Here is a 19,288-nt window from a genome sequence, read left to right on the forward strand (position 1 = left end):
GCTGGAGCTCCCTTTAAATTGGGTGCTGCTTGGATCGCCACCGAATCCATTGGTCAGTCACCATCCGCAATGGTGCAGTCAGACGCCACGACCAGCTCATACGCATCAGCTCCACCTCTTTTCGGACGGCAGCAGTCACCGCGGCCTCGCGCGCGGTGACATCGCGCACCAGCCGAAGCGTGTTGACGCGCATCCGGTCTGCAGGCGTCGAATCACAGGCGTTTTCATGCCCCTGCCCCCGCGCGCCGTCTACGATCTCGCCAATATCGAAAAAGGCCAGCGGCTGCTCCGCGCAGGTGACGACCATCAAGCCCCAGGGCTCGTGCACATCAATGCCTTTGGGACCACCTTCGCGGGGGTTGTGATGGCCTTGCTGAAACACTGCGTCGTCCAGCACTCGTATCGAACGGTGCGGTTCCGGCAAATCCTGCCACCCCGGCGCAGCACGGTAGAACACCGCCACGGTGGGAGCTCCCGCGTCCGCAACAAGCAAGATGCGACCGCCCGCAACAAAGCACAGGCCATGGGGATAGTGGACTCCACCGAGTTGCACTGCCGGCTCCTTGCCGGGATCAAGAAACTCGTCATTGCGGTAGAGCGCTACTGCGTGATGATCGTGATTGCTGACGGCCACCCACTCCCCATTGGCGTCTAACGCTATCCCGTCCGGCAACTCCAGCCCCTTGTGCATGAGCTGTTGGGCGTCCAGATGGGCAAAGCCGCTCGCGGCATCCAGCAGATGATGGGTTACGTAATGGGAAAAGCCGTTGCATACCCAAAGTTCGTGTAGGTCCGCGCCCAGATCACGTACGCACAAGCTTCCAGGAGTGCTGAGGAGTTCTGTCTCACGCTTACCGATCACCGCCACCGGCCGAAGGTCGCATGCCGAGGTCAGGCCATCTGCCTCAGGCACTTTGAATAGTGAAACATTGCCCTCTCGGCTGGCTACTGCGATGACACTATTGCCCACCCAGCAAACGCCGTGGGGGCGTCTAAGACTGGTGGAGGATATCTCCACCGCATCCGTCAGACAAACCACCTGCCGACCACTCTCGAGCTGACAGTCCAGCCCCACGACAAGCAAACGATCCAGAGTGATTGCAGCAAGTACCAAGCGGCGTCCATCGGGCGACCAGCTCACATCTTCGGTTCGCCCCATCGACAGCACGGCATCGAGCAATTCTTGAGGGCCCGTACATGCTACTCTCACTACAGCACTCCTTGCTGCTGGTTATGAAAAGCCAGGGCTTCATCCACGGGCCCGTCCATCACGATGCGTCCATCCTTCATGACCAATGCGCGATTGCAGAAGCTCTTGAGAATGACCTCGTTGTGGGACGCCAGCACCAGGATGGAAACCTGCTCAATCAGGCCATTGATGCGCTCCTTGGCCTGGCTGAAAAATTGTGCGTCACCGGCACCAATCATTTCATCCATCAGCAAAATATCGGGAACGACGCTGGTGGACACAGCAAATGCCAACCGCAAGAGCATGCCCTGGGAGTACGTTCTCACAGGCAACTGCAGATGTTCTCCAAGTTGGGTGAACGTCTCTACTGAAGGGATGAGATCCATGGCCTGCCTGCGCGTCAGCCCCATGACGATGCCCCGCATGATGATGTTGTCGTAGCCGGTGGCGTCGACATCCATGCCCAGCATGATGTCGGTTAGGGCTGCCACTCTGCCACCGAAATTCAGTTCGCCTTGCATGGGCTCGTAGACACCGGATAGGACGCGCAGCAGCGTGGTCTTGCCAGCGCCATTGGATCCGATCAGGCCGACACGGTCGCCAGGTCGCAGAGACAGATTCACGTCGCGCAGCGCATGCACACTGACCTGTCGCAAACCACTGGATTCCACGCGCGCCTTCTCGCGCCGGGGCAGCCCCAGCACCGTGTTTAGCGACCCCCGAGACCTTGCGGTGAACACGGGAAAATCAATCGATACGCCAGTCAACTGGATATGGGCCATATTTGGATGCTGCAAGGGAACGGGGATTACAACCAGTACACAATCCGCCGACGGATCGCCACGTATTGCCAGAAGAAAATCAAGGCCAGCAGCAGAATCACCCCCAACGCGGCGCCCCAGCTGCTGGGACTTGGGACGGATCCCATGAGGGGGCTACGCATCAGCTCCAGAAACAGCGCCAAAGGGTTGAGATGCACCACCCACTGTGCGCGCTCAGTCAGCTGGTCGGGCACCCACAGAACAGGTGTCACAAAAAAGCTCACCTGCATCAGGCTGCCGAGCGCCACCGTCACATCACGAAAACGAGCCGCCAATCCCCCAAGGATGGCGACGGTGAAAGTGGCTGCCAGCAGAGTCATCAAGGAGGCTCCCAGCAATGCTCCCCACTGCACGTCCCCCAAGCGTCCCGCCCACAACAACACTGCAAGCACAATCACTGCACTGTGCAGCATCAAGATGGTGCATCGGAACACGGTGCGAAAGACAAAGGCCATCTTCGGGTAGGGCGTCTGCTTCAGGAAGGCATCCGACGCGATGTACGTTAGAGCGCCTTCATTGATCAGGGCGCTGAAATACCCGAACAGCACATGCCCCGCACAGAAATATGGCAGGTACCAGTCAGCCGGATACTTGAAAAGCTGCGCGCCAATCAAGCCGAATGCCACGATGAAGAGGGCCGTATTGAACGTAATCCACACTGGCCCCAGAAACGTCCGCCGATACTGCTTGGCAACATCATTCCAGCCCATGAAACACCAAAAGCGCCACGCCAACATGGCATTCCAGACATCTCGCCCAAGCAGTTGAATCTGTCGCTGGCGCGTAGATACGTTAGGTGTAGTAGTGTGTTTTGTCATCACAGAAAAACTTAAATCATCGACTCATAGACCTGCAGAGTCTTTTGAGCGCACGCTTGCCAGGTAAATCCACGCACCCTGTCACGCCCGCGAGCCCGCAATTGGCCTGCTAGTGCAGAATCTTCAATAATTCGGCACATCGCGTCTGATAGCTCATCGATACGAAGTGGGTCGACCAGGAGCGCCGCATCACCTGCGACTTCCGGAATGGAGGTTGTATTGGAAGCCACCACAGGCACGCCTGCTGCGAAGGCCTCCAGCACTGGCAATCCAAATCCTTCATGCAATGACGGAAACACCAACGCCGTCGCACGCTTTATGACTACCTGAAGCTCGGTGTCTGGCAGATGCCCCAGCCATCTAACATGCTTCAGCTGTCCGCTGGAAAGGCGTCCCACGACGTCCTCACACCCCCAGCCGGGTTTGCCGACGACGATCAGTGGACACGCCCTCTGCACGTGCTCCGGGAGGCTGGCGTGGGCAGACAAGAGTCGTCCGATATTCTTGCGCGGCTGCAACGTGCCCACACTCACCAAATAGCTTTCTGGTAGCGAATGCCGAGCCCGCACAGCAGCCCCCTGGGCAGCATCAACAGGCTTCAGCCATTGAGCCCCCACGCCCAACGGGATTGCAGTGATTCGCTCCTCCGGAATGCGAAAGTGGGTCGCAATTTCTTGTCGGGAATAGTCGGATATGGTGATGACATGCTGCGCCCATAACGCAGTCCGCCGCCACAGTTCGTTCTTTAAGCTCTTCAAACGGTATCGCACCCATTCCGGATGGGACAGCGGTATGGCATCGAAAATCGTGGCTACCGTGGGTACACCTCGCAAACGAGGGACGAGATGGTCTGTGGCATGTATCAGATCCACACCAGTACCCACCGCACGGCGTGCGTGGGCAAAGTCCATCCACGGCAACATGGCAGCCAGCGCTTGGTAACGAAACGAACCAAAGGACAGCGGAGCCGTTACGCCAGTCCAGCTGCTTTCAGGAAGATCGAAAAGATAGGGCGTCAGTTGGGCAGATTGAGGCATAGCAGCCATCAATTCGCGGGTGTAGGTACCAATCCCGTCTACCCCACCCTGCTGCATACATCGCGCCAATACGCTTACACCAAAAGCAACCTTCATCAGACTCTCTTTCTTAACCCCAACAGAACAAACCGCATACGACTACGGTTCACAGTGAGACGAAGCGCCACAGGTCGATTTTTTTCCATGTGCTTTATCTGGTCAGATACTCCTTTTCAAGCCTTCAAGGAATACGCAAAAGATCAGACGGATACGCGGCCTGCGCCGCGAAGAGCGCACCAGCGCCAATAGCCTCACCGCTCTAGTTTGTCCAAGGAATTTCGCTCGGCGAAGGATCGCTGATACCTGGATACTCAGAGGAGAGACTCCAGGCTATCTAACCACCTCGCAGATGCTGCAGGTCAATTGCAGACCCATGTGTGATTCACAATTGCCTGACGCTAACCCAGCCCCCAGCAAAGAGTAACACTCACGCTAGCGACGCGAGATTGTCGAGCGTTCGACAAGCCAGTAAAGAACGGCGAACATTCGCTAACTGGACAACAGCCGACTGACTAGCTAACGATGGACGAAGGTTAAATCGCCCTTGGCGGTGAACCCCACGGAAAACTGCTGCCAAGGCGTGACGGCTTCAACGCGGTTTGCGCGGCTGAATGCCCAGTGCTTCCTTGTTCTTGTTGATGCGGTCCTTCTTGCGCTGATCCATCTTTTCCATGGCCTTGCGCTTGGTGTAGCCGGTGGAATCAGCCCAGGCCCACCACAGCGCTGTAGCCGCGAAAGGCGCCAGCACCCACCACCACGACCACGTGGCCACGGGGCCGATCTCGAAATATTTCAGTGCCAGCATGAGAAGGGACAGACCCAGCAGATACATCGCTCTCTCCAAAGAATGCCGCGAAAAGCGGGATTGACCAGGGACAACTGCGTGTCAACCCAAGTCACTACAATCGCATTAAAAGCACTGTAACTCAACCACAGGAATTCCCACCATGAAGCGTTCCCTGATCACACTCGCCTTGACGCTGTCGGTTGCGGCACCCGCGATGGCCGACTTGGCCTTGGCCACCTCCAAGAACTGCATGGCTTGCCACGCAGTGGACAAGAAACTGGTGGGGCCGGCCTACAAGGACGTGGCAGCCAAATACGCTGGCCAGAAGGACGCCGTGGACAAGCTGGCTGCCAAGATCGTCAAGGGTGGCTCTGGCGTGTGGGGCCCAGTACCCATGCCCGCCAATGCGCAAGTGAGTGACGCCGAAGCGAAGAAGCTGGCGGCCTGGGTGCTGACGCAAAAGTAATTTGCCGCCCTTGTGGTGGCCGCGGGTTCTACCGTCCCGGCCCCAGCAAAAAGCCGCGCACGATCAGTGATGCGGCTTTTTTTATGCCTGCGGACGACGCCCGCGCCCCTCTGAGTGCGCAGACAGTACCTGCGCCTTCCAGGACATCACCCACAGGATAGGCCCTACACGATGGGGGTCACCAGCGAATTGCGGGAGCGCAGCTGCTGCTCCAACTGACCCACATAGGCCGCCGTGGTGTTGTCAGACTCCTCGGCGCGCGCGGCGAGGCGGGCCTCCAGGTGGTCCAGCCGCGCCAGAACCGCCGCATGGGCCTGACTGTGCTGGATTTCAAGGAATGTACGCAGCTCCGTGAAGCGGGACGCCTCGGCCTTGTCAGCCAGCTCGCGCTGGGCCTGCATCTCTTTGGTGTGGCGGCGGGTTTCGAGCAGTACCGAGCCCTGCAGCGACAACACGTAGGCCACGAAGAAGATGCCCAACACGGCGGTAAGCGCCAGCATGAGCAATCCGAGCGGCGCTTCAAATGACACCACCCCCAGCGATACCAGGGAAGGGGCGGCCAGCGCAGGCCAGTTCAATGCAGCCAGTGCGGCAATCACCAGCACCGTCAACAGCAAAACGATGGAACGCAAGTGCATGGGAAATCTCCGGTCAGCAGCGCCCGGCCAGGGTGGCCGGTCACGCCATGCTGCCGTTGTAACGCATACACGGGCAATTGCTGCCGGCGCAGGACTGATTGGAGATCACGTCCTACAACGCGCGCTGCAGGCCCGCCGGGTGAGCGGGCCCGCTGCTTCGATCACGTACCGGGGTGATCAACGAGTTTTGTGGCCACATCACATCGCTGCGCGATATGAGTGTCCCCGAATCCGGCAAGCGCTGCGCGCTGGCGCCGTTGCACGGCGCCTTCTTGATCAGTTGGTCTGGGCCAACTGATCCAGAATTGCCGGATTCTCCAGCGTGCTGGTGTCCTGGGTGATGGCCTCGCCCTTGGCAATGCTGCGCAGCAGGCGGCGCATGATCTTGCCGCTGCGGGTCTTGGGCAGGTTGTCGCCAAAGCGGATGTCCTTCGGCTTGGCAATGGGGCCAATCTCCTTGGCCACCCAGTTGCGCAGTTCGTTGGCGATCTGCTTGGCTTCCTCGCCGGTGGGGCGCGAGCGCTTGAGCACCACAAACGCACAGATAGCCTCACCGGTCACGTCGTCAGGGCGGCCCACCACAGCGGCTTCGGCCACGAGGTCGGTCTTGGCGACCAGGGCGGATTCGATCTCCATCGTACCCATGCGGTGGCCCGACACGTTCAGCACGTCGTCGATGCGGCCCGTGATGCGGAAGTAGCCCCGGTCGGCGCTGCGCACCGCGCCGTCACCCGCCAGGTAGTACCCCTTGAGTTCTTCGGGGAAGTAGCTCTTCTTGAAGCGCTCGGGGTCGTTCCAGATGGTGCGGATCATGCTGGGCCAGGGCTTCTTGATGACCAGGATACCGCCCGAGCCATTGGGTACGTCGTTGCCCATTTCGTCCACGATGGCGGCCGTGATGCCGGGCAGCGGCAGCGTGCAGCTACCGGGCACCAACGGTGTAGCACCCGGCAGCGGGGTGATGACGTGGCCGCCGGTTTCGGTCTGCCAGAAGGTGTCCACGATGGGGCAGCGCTCGCCGCCCACGTTCTTGTGGTACCACATCCAGGCTTCTGGGTTGATGGGCTCGCCCACGCTGCCCAGGATGCGCAGGCTCGACAGGTCGGAACGTGCGGGGTGCACCGCCTCGTCGGCTTCGGCGGCCTTGATGAGCGAGCGGATGGCCGTGGGGGCAGTGTAGAAGATGGTGCACTTGTGGCGCTCGATCATCTGCCAGAAGCGACCCGCGTTCGGGAAGGTGGGGATACCTTCAAAGATGATCTGTGTGGCGCCTGCCGCCAGCGGGCCGTAGGCCACGTAGGTGTGGCCGGTGATCCAGCCGATGTCGGCCGTGCACCAGAACACATCATCGGCGCGCAGGTCGAACGTCCAGTCCATGGTCATCTTGGCCCACAGCAGGTAGCCGCCGGTGCTGTGCTGCACGCCCTTGGGCTTGCCGGTGGAGCCGCTGGTGTACAGGATGAACAGCGGGTGCTCGGCACCCACGGCCACCGGAGCGCATTCGGTGCTTTGGCCTGCCAGTGCTTCGGCAAAGGTCTTGTCGCGCCCCGCCACCATGTTGCAGGCCGTGGCCGTGCGCTGGTAGACGAACACGTTGCGGATGGTGTCGCAACCGCCCATGGCCAGGGCTTCATCAATGATGGCCTTGAGCGGCAGCTCCTTGCCGCCGCGCATCTGGTAGTTGGCAGTGATGACGGCCACGGCACCGGCATCGATGATGCGCTCGTGCACGGCCTTGGCACTGAAGCCGCCAAACACCACGCTGTGCGTGGCGCCAATGCGGGCGCAGGCCTGCATGGCAATCACGCCCTCAATGGTCATGGGCATGTAGATCAGCACGCGGTCGCCCTTGGCCACACCATGGGCCTTGAGCGCGTTGGCAAACTGGCTCACTCGGGCCAGCAATTCCTTGTAGGTGATCTTGGTGACCGTGCCATCGTCGGCTTCAAAGATGATGGCCGTCTTGTTCTCGGTGGCGGTGCCGATGTGGCGGTCCAGGCAGTTGGCCGAGGCATTGAGTTCGCCATCGGCAAACCACTGGAAGAACGGCGCGTTGGACTCGTCCAGCGTGCGGGTGAAAGGCTTGGTCCACTGCAGATTGCCGCGTGCCTGGCGCGCCCAGAAGCCCTCGAAGTCCTTTTCGGCCTCGGCACACAGTGCGTCATACCCAGCCATGCCGGACACGCGCGCGGCTTTGACGATGGCGTCCGAGGGCGGGAACACGCGGTTCTCAACCAGCACGGACTCGATGGCGGATGTGGGCGCACTCATGGTGTTGTCTCCTGGATCTAATGGGAATTGGAATTGGGCGGTACTGTCGGGCGCGGCACTTACAGGCCACTGACTGGCGCGAAGCTTACAGAGTACGCCATTGCGGCGCGCCTGTCGCCAAGGGCCGGGCCACCGGCTGCGCAGACCCACCTGCCACCGCAGAGACATGCTGCCCCCCTAAAATCGCGCCTCCTGCAACCCTTTGCGAGTGCCATGTCCTCTCCCCAACACAAGCCCCCAGCGCCACTGCGCCCCCTGCCTTCCATGATCTTCGCCAGCCGGTGGCTGCAACTGCCCCTGTATCTGGGCCTGATCCTGGCGCAGGCGGTGTATGTGTTCCATTTCTGGGTGGAACTGGTGCACCTGATCGAAGCCGCGTTTGGCAACACGGCGGCCCTGCAGAGCCTGGTGTCCAGCATTGGCTACAAGAGTGATTTCCAGGTCACCGCGCTCAACGAGACCATCATCATGCTGGTGGTGCTGGCGCTGATCGACGTGGTGATGATCTCCAACCTGCTGATCATGGTGATCGTAGGTGGCTACGAGACCTTTGTCTCGCGCCTGCACCTGGAAGACCACCCCGACCAGCCCGAGTGGCTGAGCCATGTGAACGCCTCGGTGCTCAAGGTCAAGCTGGCCACCGCCATCATCGGCATCAGCTCCATCCACCTGCTCAAGACCTTCATCAACGCCGCCAACTACGACCTCAAGGTGCTGATGTGGCAGACCATCATCCATGTGGTGTTCCTGCTCAGCGCCCTGGCGATCGCGCTGACCGACCGGCTGATGTCGCACTCGTCCGACAGCCACTGAGCACGGCGGGAGTCCCTGGGCGGCCCTGCGCCGCTGCGCCTGCCCAGGGCAAAATATCAGTCAAAACTGCCCATAGCGCTAGTGGAATATGCGCTGGCAGCTATCAAATTTGAAGTAGGCACACTTCAGCAGGCAGCGCCCGGCGGCGCTCCCAGATTTCTCCTCAATCGGTAGGCACAGTGCGGAGCAGACCCACCCGAAGGAGAAATCCATGCCCCCTCTGTCCTCTATCGCTCCGACCGCCGCCACGGCACCTGCACCCGCCGCTACGGACTCCCCCACCCCACCCACCGCCACCAGCCGCCGCCTGGCATTGAGCGCGCTGGGCTCCCTGGGCGTTGCCACGCTGTGGGGCTGCGGCGGAGGTGGCGACAGTTCCAGCGCCGACGCTGGCACTGGCACAGACTCCGGCTCGGGCACGGGCAGCGGTACCGATTCAGGGACCGGCACGGGAACGGGCACCGGCACAACCACCACCTGTTCCGTCGTGCCCGAGGAAACCGCCGGCCCCTACCCTGCCGATGGCTCCACGGCCAGCAACAACACCTACAACGTGCTCGCGCTCAGCGGCATCGTGCGTTCGGACATCCGCAGCTCGGTGGGTTCGTCCACCCAGGTCAGCGGTGTGCCGCTGTCCATCACCATCACTTTGACCAACACCAAGGCCAGCTGCGCACCGCTGTCGGGGTACGCCATTTACCTGTGGCATTGCACGCAAGACGGCAACTACTCCGTCTATTCCTCCAACAACATCGCCGACAACTACCTGCGCGGCGTGCAGGCCACGGATGCCAACGGCACCGTGACGTTCACCACCATCGTGCCGGGCTGCTATGCGGGCCGCATGCCCCACATGCACTTGGAGATTTACCCCACGCTGGCGTCGGCGACCAAGGCCGCCAACAAGATCAAGACCACGCAGCTGGCGTTCCCCACCGCACTGCTCAGCAGCATCTACAGCAGCAATTCGGGCTACAGCGCCAGCGTGCGCAACCTGGCCTCCATGTCGTTTGCCACCGACAACGTCTTCAGCGATGGCACCACGCTGGAGATGACCACCATGCAGGCCAACACCGGTGGCGGCTACTCGGCCAGCATCACGATTTCGATCGCGGTCTGAGCCCCTCGTTTCTTCCATTCACCCTGTTGTTTCGATCTCCAGAAAGACGTCCGATGTTCAAGATCCACACCCTTTTGGCCGCACTGGCCCTCGCATCCATCGCCGCAGCATTCCCCAGCCACGCCCAGCCATCCCGCGGCACGCCGCCCGCCCCGCCACCCGAGGCCTACGCCGCCTGCAAGGGCAAGACAGAAGGCGCCTCCGTCACGCTGACCATGCCCGACGGCAGAAGCCTCGCAGGCACTTGCCGCACAATGGACGGCACCCTGGTGGCCATGCCCGCTGGCGGGCCCGGTGGCCCCGGCGCAGGTGGCCCGCCCCCCGCCCGCTGACCCACCATGCCGCCCCTGCGCTCCCTCGTCTCCGTGCCCCATCTGACGCTGCACCGCAAAGCCTTCATCGCCCTGGCCGCCCTGCTGCTGGCGTTGTTGCTGATCTTTGTGGGGTTCTCGCGCCTGGGCCTGCAGCGGGGCCTGGGGCCGTATGTGGCCGAGATCGAGCTGGCCCGCATGGACTGGCTGGCCGAGCGCCTGCAGGCCCACCACACCCAGGCAGGCGGCTGGGACAGCCTGCGGGGGCAGTCGTCCCTGTGGGGACGGCTGACCCACCCGGGCGGCGGTCCACGCGGGCCGGGTGGCGCCCGCCCCCCCCAGCGGCTCGCCGCCCGGCCTCCCGTCGGAGCCTCCTGGCACGACCACCCCCCCTCCTTCCAATGCCAGTGACAGTGGCCGTGGCGCCGACCTTGGCAACAGCCCGCCCCCACCTCCACCCGGCGACCTGCGCCCCCTGGACCGGGACCCAGCGCCACCCCAGCGCCACCCGGATGACATCTACCCCCGCCTGGGCCTGCTCGATGCACAAGATCAGCTGGTCGCAGGCACACCGCCCCAGCCGGGAGGCGCACGCCTGGCGTTGCGTGGCGCCGGTGGCCAGACCATCGGGCACCTGGTGCTGGCACCCCCGCAGGGCGTGCGCAGCGAGGCCGACCAGGCCTTTCTGGCCCAGCACCTGGGCTTCGTGGCGTGGACGGGCCTGGTCGGCCTGGCCCTGGCGCTGGTCCTGTCGGGCTGGCTCGCACGGCGCTGGCTGGCCCCGGTCGAGGCCCTGGCCACTGGCGCACGCGGCATTGCGCAGGGCCACCTGCACACCCGCGTGCCCGTGCACGGCAATGACGAACTGGCCCAGCTGGCCCGCACCTTCAACACCATGGCCGAACAACTGGGCAGCATCGAAGCCAGCCGCCGCCAATGGCTGGGCGACGTGGCCCACGAGCTGCGCACGCCCCTGGCCGCCATGCGCGCCGAGATCGAGGCTGTGCAGGATGGCATCCGCCCCTTTGACGACAAGACCGCGCTGCGCCTGCACCGGCAGGTGATGCGCCTGATCCAGCTGGTGGGCGACCTGCGTGCCAGCCTGGATGCAGTCGGCACCAGTGCACCCTCGGCCCAGGTGCCCGTGCACCCGCTGTCGCTGCTGAACGAAGCGCTGACCTCCATGCGCCCCCGCCTGGCGCAGGCGGGCATCGATGTGGACACCGGCGGCCTGGATGCCCTGGCCGCACCAGGCGCCGCCCAGCCGGCCCCCCTGGTGCGCGGCGACGCGCAGCAGCTGCACCAGGTGTTTTTGAACCTGCTGGAAAACAGCCTGCGCTACACCGACGCGGGCGGCCTGCTGCGCATTGCGGCGCGCCTGCTGCCACCGGCCGATGGAGACCCCCAGCTGCAGGTGCAGCTGGACGACAGTGCGCCCGGCGTGCCCGCGCACGAGCTGCCCCGTATCTTTGAGCGCCTGTACCGCGCAGAAACCTCGCGCAACCGCGACCACGGCGGATCAGGCCTGGGCCTGGCGATCTGCCGCGCCATCGTGCTTGCCCACGGCGGCACGCTGACGGCCGAGGCATCGCCCCTGGGCGGGCTGCGCATCACACTGAACTTGCCCCTTCTGGACAACCCGGCACCATGAGCCCACGCATCCTTGTCGTCGAAGACGAACCCGACATCGCCGCCATCGTGGTGGATTACCTGCGCCACGCGGGCTATGCGGTGGAGCACCAGGCCGAGGGCCGCGCCGCGCTGGCGAGCATGCTCACCACGCCGCCCGACCTCACGCTGCTGGACATCATGCTGCCCGGCATCGACGGGCTGGAGATATTGCGCCAGGCGCGGCGCCACACGCAGCACCCCATCATCATGCTCACCGCCAGGGTGGAAGAGGTGGACCGCCTCATCGGGCTGGAGCTGGGCGCCGACGACTACATCTGCAAGCCGTTTTCGCCGCGCGAGGTGGTGGCCCGTGTCAAGGCCGTGCTGCGCCGCACCGCCGCAGCGCAGGAGGTTTCCTCCGCCAGCACACCACTTGCCGCCTTGATGCTGGACGAGTCGCACTGGCAGGCCATGCTGCATGGCACGCCGCTGGGCCTCACGCGGCGCGAGTTCAAGCTGCTGCAGGTGCTGGCGCGCCAGCGGGGCCGCATCTTCTCGCGCGCCCAGCTGCTCGACCAGGCCTATGACGACACGCTGGACGTGAACGAGCGCGCCATCGACAGCCACATCAAGAACCTGCGCAAGAAGCTCAAAGCCGCCAGCACGGACGGCAGCGACTGGATCCGCTCGGTGTATGGCGTAGGCTTTGCGCTGGACCCGAACCACGAGGGCCCGCCAGCGGCCTGACGGGCAGGCTGCCAGCGACACCCCCGGGGCCGACAACTATCAATTTAATAGCTACCCAGGCATGTAGTACTAGCGCTACCGGCGCATTTGACTCAAAAACGCCACGGTAACCCCCCAAACAGCCCTGCAGACTCAGCGCCCCACCATCTGCGCAGGCACCACCCACTGGTCAAACTGCTCGCCCGTCACATGCCCCGAGGCCACGGCGGCGGCGCGCAGGCTGGTGCCCTCCTTGTGCGCCTTCTTGGCAATGAAGGCGGCCTTGTCGTAGCCGATGTGGGGGTTGAGTGCCGTCACCAGCATCAGCGACTGCTCCACCAGGTCGTTGATGCGCGCCTGGTTGGGCTCGATGCCCACGGCGCAGTGCTCGTTGAAGCTAGCCATGCCATCGGCCAGCAAGCGCACGCTCTGCAGGAAGTTGTGGATCACCATCGGGCGGAACACGTTCAGCTCGAAGTTGCCCGAGGCCCCGCCGATGTTGATGGCCACGTCGTTGCCCAGCACCTGCGCGCACAGCATGGTCAGCGCCTCGCACTGCGTGGGGTTGACCTTGCCCGGCATGATGGACGAGCCCGGCTCGTTCTCGGGGATGGTGATCTCGCCCAGCCCACTGCGCGGGCCGCTGGCCAGCCAGCGCACGTCGTTGGCAATCTTCATCAGGCTGGCCGCCAGGGTCTTGAGCGCGCCATGGGCATGCACCAGCGCATCGCAGCTGGCCAGGGCCTCGAACTTGTTGGGGGCGGTGACCAGCGGCAGGCCGGTCAGGTCGGCCAATTCCTTGGCCACGGCCTGCGCATAACCGGCGGGGGCATTGAGCCCGGTGCCCACGGCCGTGCCTCCCAGCGCCAGTTCGCCCAGGTGGGGCAGCGCGGCACGCACATGCTGCTCGCCATGCTGCAGTTGCGCCACCCAGCCCGAGATCTCCTGGCCCAGCGTGAGCGGCGTGGCGTCCTGCAGGTGGGTGCGGCCGATCTTCACGATGCCGTCAAACGCCTTGGCCTTGGCCGCCAGTGTGGTGCGCAGGCCGTGCAGCGCGGGCAGCAGGCGGTGCATCAGTGCGTCCACCGCCGCCAGATGCATGGCTGTGGGGAACACGTCGTTGCTCGACTGGCTCTTGTTCACCTCGTCGTTGGGGTGCACCAGCCGCGCTTCGCCGCGCGGGCCACCCAGCAGCTCGCTCGCCCGGTTGGCCAGCACCTCGTTCATGTTCATGTTGGTCTGCGTGCCCGATCCGGTCTGCCACACCACCAGCGGAAACTCCTGCAGGTGACCGCCTTCGATCACCTCGTCTGCCGCCGCCACGATGGCCGTGGTCTTGGCCGCGTCGAGCAGGCCTAGCGCGTTGTTCACATAGGCGCTGGCCCGCTTGACCTGCGCCAGCGCCCGGATCAGCTCCGGCGCCATGCGCTCGCCCGAGATGGCGAAGTGGTGCAGCGAGCGCTGTGTCTGCGCCCCCCACAGGCGCTGGGCAGGCACATCGATGGGGCCGAAGGTGTCTTTTTCGGTACGGTATGCGGTCGCGTCGGGGGTAGAGGTCTTCACGGTGGGGCCTTGCGCGCTCGGTGAGCGGATGGGAATGAATGAAACACCAGCCCGCAGCATACCCACCGAAGGCCATGGCGCGCTACCACCCCCCATCGCCCCTGACAGGCCCGCGCAAGCCCGCCGGGAGATAATTCGGGGTTCGCGTTTTCCCTAAAACCCCCACCGCCATGACCACGACGACCATTCGCCAAGAAGACCTGATCGAATCCATTGCCGGCGCACTGCAGTACATCAGCTACTACCACCCCACCGACTACATCGCCCACCTGGCCCGCGCCTACGAGCGCGAGAAGAGTCCGGCGGCCAAGGATGCGATCGCCCAGATCCTGACCAACAGCAAGATGAGCGCCACCGGCCAGCGCCCCATCTGCCAGGACACCGGCATCGTCAACGTGTTCCTGAAAGTGGGCATGGACGTGCGCTGGGAAGGCTTCAGCGGCAGCCTGGACGACGCCATCAACGAAGGCGTGCGCCGGGGCTACAACCACCCCGACAACACGCTACGCGCCTCGGTCGTGGCCGATCCGCAGTTCGCCCGCAAGAACACCAAGGACAACACCCCTGCCGTGATCTTCACCGAGATCGTGCCCGGCAACACTGTGGACATCACCGTGGCAGCCAAGGGCGGCGGCTCGGAGAACAAGTCCAAGATGTACATGCTCAACCCCGGCGACAACGTGGTGGACTGGGTGCTCAAGACCGTGCCCACCATGGGCGCTGGCTGGTGCCCGCCCGGCATGCTGGGCATCGGCATTGGCGGTACGGCCGAAAAGGCCGTGCTCATGGCCAAGGAAAGCCTGATGGACGACCTGGACATGTACGAACTGCAGGCCAAGGCCGAAGCCGCCAAGACCGGCGGCCCCGCGCTCGACAAGGTCGAAGAGCTGCGCCTGGAGCTGTTTGAAAAGGTCAACGCGCTGGGCATTGGCGCGCAAGGCCTGGGCGGCCTGACCACGGTGCTGGACGTCAAGATCAAGATGTACCCCACACACGCAGCCAGCAAGCCGATTGCGATGATCCCCAACTGCGCCGCCACACGCCACGCGCACTTCGTCATGGACGGCTCGGGCCCCGTGTACCTCACGCCCCCGAGCCTCGACCTGTGGCCCAACGTGAACTGGGCGCCCGACTACAACAAGAGCAAGAAGGTCAACCTGGACACCCTGACCAAGGAAGAAGTGGCCAGCTGGAAGCCCGGCGACACGCTGCTGCTCAACGGCAAGATGCTCACGGGCCGTGATGCTGCGCACAAGCGCATCCAGGACATGCTGGCCAAGGGCGAGAAACTGCCTGTGGACTTCACCAACCGCGTCATCTACTACGTGGGCCCTGTGGACCCCGTCAAGGGCGAGGCCGTGGGCCCTGCAGGCCCCACAACCGCCACGCGCATGGACGGATTCACCGAGATGATGCTGGCCCAGACTGGCCTCATCGCCATGGTGGGCAAGGCCGAGCGCGGCCCGGTCGCCATCGAGGCCATCAAGAAGCACCAGAGCGCCTACCTGATGGCCGTGGGTGGCGCCGCCTACCTGGTCTCCAAGGCCATCAAGACCGCCAAGGTCGTGGGCTTTGAAGACCTGGGCATGGAAGCCATCTACGAATTCGACGTGGTGGACATGCCCGTGACCGTGGCTGTGGACGCCGGTGGCACCAGCGCCCACATCACGGGCCCTGCCGAGTGGCAAAAGCGCATCGCCTCGGGCGAGTTCAAGGGCATCGGCGTCGCCGCAGCCTGATGCGCGTTGGTGTGGCAGGGCCCGCGAGGTGCCCGCCACAACACAAGGTGCAATGACAAGGAACCGCCTTCGGGCGGTTTTTTTGTGGCCGCCCCGACGCACATCCCTGCATACTGTTCGGCAAAAATACGGGCTCGGCCCGACTCCTCTTAATCGGCGTTTGCCGCCCCCACCATGCTTTTGAACCACGGGTTTGCACAGACCCTTCGACAGCCCCTCTACGCCCTGCTGCTGGCCACGCTGATCGGCGCCCTGCCCCTGTCCGCCAGTGCCAACCCGCCCATGGTTCCGCAGCGCGACGCACAGACCGCCTTTGGCGGTGCACTGCCTGCCCGCGACGCAGCGCTGCTGGACGCCAGCCTCGCATCCCACATCGAACGCCAACAGCTGCTGAACAGCCAGCACCTGGTGGGCAGCCAACTACGCACGCTGGACTTTTTCCACAAGACCTTCACCGTACTCCGTGGCGGCAAACGCACGGTGTTCGATGCGGAGCTGCTGGGCACGTGGTGGCCCGAAAGCCGGCGCTGGGCATGGGAGGCCGTTGAACGCGTTCCCGACCTGAAAGACCCGAAGCGCAAATCGTTCGCCACGGGCAGCGCGCTCACGCGCCTGTATGGGCGCGAGCACAGCATCGACATCCTGCAGACCGATACCGCGCAGTTGGCGAGCGAAGAGGCTGCCTGGTATCTGTGCGCGTTTGCCGCGCAACTCAACCAGGCCACCGGCGTGCTGGTGAGCATCGGCAGCGAGCTGGTCGCCGGGGGCCAAGAGGGTCAAAAGGCCGTGGTCAAACGCTACTACCTGCTGTCGCACCCGAAAGTTGCAGAAGCAACGCCCAGTGGCAACGGCAAGGCCAAAGCACCCGCGCGCTGATCCCTCCGGTTTCTCTTGTGCTCTGCAGCGACGTATGTGGCGGCACAGCACCGGACTCATGGTCAAAATCCATGGTCTTGTCCCAGCGCAGCGCCCCCGGTGCACACGCTACAGACATACGCTCATTTCCTACAATCCAGCCTTTTGTCCAACCATGGGCTCCCTGATGCAGTCGGCCTCTTCTCCTATCGGTGTATTTGACAGCGGCGTCGGGGGGCTGAGCGTGCTGCGCGCCCTGTTGGCCGCGATGCCCCACGAGCGCTTCGTGTACCTGGCCGACAGCGGCAACGCTCCCTACGGCGAGCGTGGCGACGCCTATGTGGCCGCCCGCACCCATGCCATCACCCAGTACCTGTGCGAGCAGCACCACATCAAGGCCCTGGTGGTGGCGTGTAACACGGCCACTGCGGCTGCCATTCATGAGGTGCGAAGCAGCCACCCGGAGTTGCCCCTCGTGGGGCTGGAGCCGGCCGTCAAGCCCGCTCTTGCAGTGACAAAAACAGGGCATGTGGGTGTCATCGGCACGCGGGGCACATTGACCAGCGCCAAGTTCGGCAAGCTCATGGCCTCACTGGCCGATCAAGCCCACTTTGTAGTGCAGCCCTGCGATGGTCTGGCGCACGCCATCGAGCGCAGCGTGGCCCTGCCACCTGCCGCCCCCGGCAGTCCTGTCGGTGCCACGGAGACTGGCGCACTGTGCGAACGTTATCTTCAGGCGATGGGCAGTTTTGGTACAGGCCCTGGGCAGATGGACACCCTGGTGCTGGGCTGCACCCACTACATCTTTGTGGCCCACGAGTTGCGCGCACTGGTGGGGCCTGAGGTCCAGGTCATTGAGACTGGAGAGCCCGTGGCGCGCCAGACGCGGCGGCTGCTGGAGACCGCAGGTCTGCTCGCTGTGCCCGAGCCATCCAAACCATGCAATCAACCGCCGCCCCTCCAAAGCAACCCATCGGTGCAATTGCTCACCACGGGGCCGGTGTCCATGCTGGAGGCAGCAGCCCAGCGGTGGCTGGACCTGCCCCCCAGCCAGTGCCGGAGCGTTTCAGTTCCCTGATTCAGCCTCTATCTGCTTCTGGCGCATGATCCATATGCGCCAGTCGCTATCATTTATGAAGCAACTGGGTGTGGCGGCTCTGTGCCGTCAGGACGCGTCGCTGCCCCAGAGCCGGGTGCCTGCCTGCTCCACGTGGGTGAGGTACAGGCGCAGGTCGAACTCGTACTGGTGGTACTGCGGCTCCATGTGGGTGCAGAGCTGGTAGAAGGCTTTGTCATGGTCCTTCTCGCGCAGGTGGGCCAGCTCATGGACAACGATCATGCGCAGGAACTCTTCGGGCGCCTGCTTGAACATCGCGGCAATGCGAATCTCATGCTTGGCCGCCAGCCGGTTGCCCTGCACACGCGACACCGCCGTGTGCAAGCCCAGCGCGTGGCGCACCACGTGGATCTTGTTGTCGAACAGCACCTTGTTGACCGTGCCCGCATTGCGCAGGTAGCGTGCCTTGAGCTCCTGCGCATAGTCGTAGAGCGCCCTGTCGCTGCGCACGGCGTGCGCCTGCGGATACTTGCGCTGCAGAACCGCACCGAGCTTTCCCTGTGCCAGCAGATCGCGCGCCTGGTCCTGCAACGAAGCGGGGTAAGAACGCAGATACGGAAGATCAGTGCTCATAGGCAACAAGGCAGCGACGCGCAGGGCATGGAGTGGCGCGACCACACAGAGGCATCGAAGCGTTTGGAGAGTTGACCCAATGCATGAGAGATATCGGAGGGCGATGCGCGGAATGGCGCGCACCACCACTCAGCGCAGCACGCTCACGCAGGTCAGTGCAAGTGGCGCGGACGACGGCCACCACCACCGCCGTGACCACCACCTGGGCCGCCGGGGCCACGCGGGGGCTTGCCGATCTCCAGGGAGTTCACCAGGGCATCAAAACGCTGACTGAACAGCTTGTCGATCTCTGCGACCACGCCCCCTAACTCGGCGCCATCAAAGTGGCGCTCCATCATGTTCACCACGTCTTGCACCAGCAGATCACGCTGCACCTGCATGATGGCAGCGGGCGTGGGGCCGACGAAAAGCATCACAAAGTCATCGCGCGACTCGGCACCCTGCTCTTCTTCGTCTTCATCAAAGTCGGTGTCGTAGAAGGTGACCTCGATGGCCGCGCCTTGCTCCGCCAGCTCATTGAGGCTCATGCACATCTCGTCGAGCGACTGGCGGAAATCCTCGTCACCCCGTACCGTCCAGCACATCTGCAGCAAGTGCTCCTGCGCGTCGTACTTGATACCAGGTTCTTCCTCATAGGCACTGGCCGCGCCATCGGCCAGCGAACGGGCTCCAGCGTACTTCCACAGGGGTTTGAGCGCCTCCTGGAGCTGGTCAAAACTGACATCAGCGCGCAAGAGAACCTGTCCGTGGACGTGGATTTCGAAGGGAGCGTTGTAACTTGACATGATTGAATC

At 63.6% G+C, this 19,288-nt stretch carries 20 protein-coding genes; 10 read left to right on the top strand and 10 right to left on the bottom strand.

Translation table 11 applies throughout. The annotated features are described in order from the left end of the window. Positions 1–13: 13 nt before the first annotated feature. The 5 genes from ATF69_RS14295 to ATF69_RS14315 all read right to left on the bottom strand — a co-directional run bounded on the left by ATF69_RS14295 (position 14) and on the right by ATF69_RS14315 (position 4,736). A complete protein-coding gene (locus tag ATF69_RS14295; protein WP_146871372.1) occupies positions 14–1,180 on the bottom strand; it encodes a YncE family protein in 1,167 nt (388 codons plus the stop codon). Between the two features lie 29 nt (positions 1,181–1,209). Continuing rightward, on the bottom strand, positions 1,210–1,971 hold the full coding sequence (locus ATF69_RS14300; protein ID WP_146871373.1) for an ABC transporter ATP-binding protein: 762 nt from the start codon (positions 1,969–1,971) through the stop codon (positions 1,210–1,212). A gap of 26 nt (positions 1,972–1,997) precedes the next feature. Continuing rightward, the gene (locus tag ATF69_RS14305) at positions 1,998–2,828 is read right to left on the bottom strand and encodes an ABC transporter permease (RefSeq protein WP_121942545.1); all 831 of its coding nucleotides are present in this window, start codon (positions 2,826–2,828) and stop codon (positions 1,998–2,000) included. Positions 2,829–2,839: 11 nt separating this feature from the next. Then, positions 2,840–3,961 carry a glycosyltransferase family 4 protein gene (locus ATF69_RS14310; protein ID WP_146871374.1) on the bottom strand — a complete coding sequence of 374 codons (1,122 nt, stop codon included), beginning with the start codon at positions 3,959–3,961 and terminating at the stop codon, positions 2,840–2,842. A 532-nt stretch (positions 3,962–4,493) separates the two neighbouring features. Then, complete coding sequence (locus ATF69_RS14315) at positions 4,494–4,736, bottom strand: TIGR04438 family Trp-rich protein (RefSeq protein ID WP_100410999.1); 243 nt, start codon at positions 4,734–4,736, stop codon at positions 4,494–4,496. Positions 4,737–4,851: 115 nt separating this feature from the next. Here ATF69_RS14315 and ATF69_RS14320 point away from each other — a divergent pair, with 115 nt between their 5' ends. Then, positions 4,852–5,157, top strand: a complete 306-nt coding sequence (locus tag ATF69_RS14320; protein ID WP_056747133.1) for a c-type cytochrome — start codon at positions 4,852–4,854, stop codon at positions 5,155–5,157. Between the two features lie 164 nt (positions 5,158–5,321). Here the strand turns inward: ATF69_RS14320 and ATF69_RS14325 are convergent, their stop codons facing one another. After that, positions 5,322–5,795, bottom strand: coding sequence for a LapA family protein (locus ATF69_RS14325; protein WP_146871375.1), 474 nt, complete (start codon positions 5,793–5,795; stop codon positions 5,322–5,324). Between the two features lie 276 nt (positions 5,796–6,071). Continuing rightward, positions 6,072–8,066, bottom strand: a complete 1,995-nt coding sequence (gene acs / locus ATF69_RS14330) for an acetate--CoA ligase (RefSeq protein WP_146871376.1) — start codon at positions 8,064–8,066, stop codon at positions 6,072–6,074. A gap of 213 nt (positions 8,067–8,279) precedes the next feature. Between acs and ATF69_RS14335 the strand changes: the two genes are divergently transcribed. From ATF69_RS14335 to ATF69_RS14355, 6 genes are all read left to right on the top strand, one after another. Then, positions 8,280–8,879 (top strand): TIGR00645 family protein, encoded by a 600-nt coding sequence (locus ATF69_RS14335; protein ID WP_015014830.1) that lies wholly within the window; start codon positions 8,280–8,282, stop codon positions 8,877–8,879. A gap of 211 nt (positions 8,880–9,090) precedes the next feature. Next, entirely contained in the window at positions 9,091–9,999 is a 909-nt protein-coding gene (locus ATF69_RS14340) for a dioxygenase family protein (protein ID WP_146871377.1), read from the top strand. A 53-nt stretch (positions 10,000–10,052) separates the two neighbouring features. After that, positions 10,053–10,331, top strand: a complete 279-nt coding sequence (locus ATF69_RS14345) for a hypothetical protein (RefSeq protein ID WP_146871378.1) — start codon at positions 10,053–10,055, stop codon at positions 10,329–10,331. 6 nt (positions 10,332–10,337) lie between these two features. Further along, a complete protein-coding gene (locus tag ATF69_RS23480; protein WP_425291779.1) occupies positions 10,338–10,721 on the top strand; it encodes a hypothetical protein in 384 nt (127 codons plus the stop codon). After that, positions 10,633–11,961 carry an ATP-binding protein gene (locus tag ATF69_RS14350; RefSeq protein ID WP_425291780.1) on the top strand — a complete coding sequence of 443 codons (1,329 nt, stop codon included), beginning with the start codon at positions 10,633–10,635 and terminating at the stop codon, positions 11,959–11,961. Before ATF69_RS23480 ends, ATF69_RS14350 begins: the two co-directional genes overlap by 89 nt. Further along, positions 11,958–12,668, top strand: coding sequence for a response regulator (locus ATF69_RS14355; RefSeq protein ID WP_121942539.1), 711 nt, complete (start codon positions 11,958–11,960; stop codon positions 12,666–12,668). Before ATF69_RS14350 ends, ATF69_RS14355 begins: the two co-directional genes overlap by 4 nt. Before the next feature lie 132 nt (positions 12,669–12,800). Here the strand turns inward: ATF69_RS14355 and fumC are convergent, their stop codons facing one another. Beyond that, complete coding sequence (gene fumC / locus ATF69_RS14360) at positions 12,801–14,210, bottom strand: class II fumarate hydratase (protein ID WP_099732164.1); 1,410 nt, start codon at positions 14,208–14,210, stop codon at positions 12,801–12,803. 170 nt (positions 14,211–14,380) lie between these two features. Here fumC and ATF69_RS14365 point away from each other — a divergent pair, with 170 nt between their 5' ends. The 3 genes from ATF69_RS14365 (at position 14,381) to murI (ending at position 17,882) form a co-directional block, all read left to right on the top strand. Further along, positions 14,381–15,949: a fumarate hydratase gene (locus ATF69_RS14365; RefSeq protein ID WP_121942538.1), complete on the top strand. Its 1,569-nt coding sequence runs from the start codon at positions 14,381–14,383 to the stop codon at positions 15,947–15,949. Positions 15,950–16,123: 174 nt separating this feature from the next. Next, positions 16,124–16,825, top strand: coding sequence for a DUF6882 domain-containing protein (locus ATF69_RS14370; protein WP_146871379.1), 702 nt, complete (start codon positions 16,124–16,126; stop codon positions 16,823–16,825). Positions 16,826–16,991: 166 nt separating this feature from the next. Continuing rightward, positions 16,992–17,882, top strand: coding sequence for a glutamate racemase (gene murI, locus ATF69_RS14375; RefSeq protein WP_099732165.1), 891 nt, complete (start codon positions 16,992–16,994; stop codon positions 17,880–17,882). A gap of 87 nt (positions 17,883–17,969) precedes the next feature. Here murI and ATF69_RS14380 read toward each other — a convergent pair whose 3' ends face one another. Beyond that, positions 17,970–18,494: a M48 metallopeptidase family protein gene (locus ATF69_RS14380; protein WP_056064476.1), complete on the bottom strand. Its 525-nt coding sequence runs from the start codon at positions 18,492–18,494 to the stop codon at positions 17,970–17,972. Positions 18,495–18,646: 152 nt separating this feature from the next. After that, on the bottom strand, positions 18,647–19,279 hold the full coding sequence (locus ATF69_RS14385) for a DUF6806 family protein (RefSeq protein WP_056064478.1): 633 nt from the start codon (positions 19,277–19,279) through the stop codon (positions 18,647–18,649). Between the last annotated feature and the right edge of the window lie 9 nt (positions 19,280–19,288).

The sequence above is a fragment of the Acidovorax delafieldii genome (genome assembly GCF_007993815.1).
In the GTDB taxonomy this organism is placed as follows: Bacteria; Pseudomonadota; Gammaproteobacteria; order Burkholderiales; family Burkholderiaceae_C; genus Acidovorax; species Acidovorax delafieldii.

Bases quoted from the DNA above. Each gene is read 5' to 3' on its own strand.
- ATF69_RS14300 (WP_146871373.1), bottom strand. From the start codon at position 1,971: ATGGCCCATATCCAGTTGACTGGCGTATCGATTGATTTTCCCGTGTTC.
- ATF69_RS14305 (WP_121942545.1), bottom strand. From the start codon at position 2,828: ATGACAAAACACACTACTACACCTAACGTATCTACGCGCCAGCGACAG.
- ATF69_RS14310 (WP_146871374.1), bottom strand. From the start codon at position 3,961: ATGAAGGTTGCTTTTGGTGTAAGCGTATTGGCGCGATGTATGCAGCAG.
- ATF69_RS14315 (WP_100410999.1), bottom strand. From the start codon at position 4,736: ATGTATCTGCTGGGTCTGTCCCTTCTCATGCTGGCACTGAAATATTTC.
- ATF69_RS14320 (WP_056747133.1), top strand. From the start codon at position 4,852: ATGAAGCGTTCCCTGATCACACTCGCCTTGACGCTGTCGGTTGCGGCA.
- ATF69_RS14325 (WP_146871375.1), bottom strand. From the start codon at position 5,795: ATGCACTTGCGTTCCATCGTTTTGCTGTTGACGGTGCTGGTGATTGCC.
- acs (WP_146871376.1), bottom strand. From the start codon at position 8,066: ATGAGTGCGCCCACATCCGCCATCGAGTCCGTGCTGGTTGAGAACCGC.
- ATF69_RS14335 (WP_015014830.1), top strand. From the start codon at position 8,280: ATGTCCTCTCCCCAACACAAGCCCCCAGCGCCACTGCGCCCCCTGCCT.
- ATF69_RS14340 (WP_146871377.1), top strand. From the start codon at position 9,091: ATGCCCCCTCTGTCCTCTATCGCTCCGACCGCCGCCACGGCACCTGCA.
- ATF69_RS14345 (WP_146871378.1), top strand. From the start codon at position 10,053: ATGTTCAAGATCCACACCCTTTTGGCCGCACTGGCCCTCGCATCCATC.
- ATF69_RS23480 (WP_425291779.1), top strand. From the start codon at position 10,338: ATGCCGCCCCTGCGCTCCCTCGTCTCCGTGCCCCATCTGACGCTGCAC.
- ATF69_RS14355 (WP_121942539.1), top strand. From the start codon at position 11,958: ATGAGCCCACGCATCCTTGTCGTCGAAGACGAACCCGACATCGCCGCC.
- ATF69_RS14365 (WP_121942538.1), top strand. From the start codon at position 14,381: ATGACCACGACGACCATTCGCCAAGAAGACCTGATCGAATCCATTGCC.
- ATF69_RS14370 (WP_146871379.1), top strand. From the start codon at position 16,124: ATGCTTTTGAACCACGGGTTTGCACAGACCCTTCGACAGCCCCTCTAC.
- murI (WP_099732165.1), top strand. From the start codon at position 16,992: ATGCAGTCGGCCTCTTCTCCTATCGGTGTATTTGACAGCGGCGTCGGG.
- ATF69_RS14380 (WP_056064476.1), bottom strand. From the start codon at position 18,494: ATGAGCACTGATCTTCCGTATCTGCGTTCTTACCCCGCTTCGTTGCAG.
- ATF69_RS14385 (WP_056064478.1), bottom strand. From the start codon at position 19,279: ATGTCAAGTTACAACGCTCCCTTCGAAATCCACGTCCACGGACAGGTT.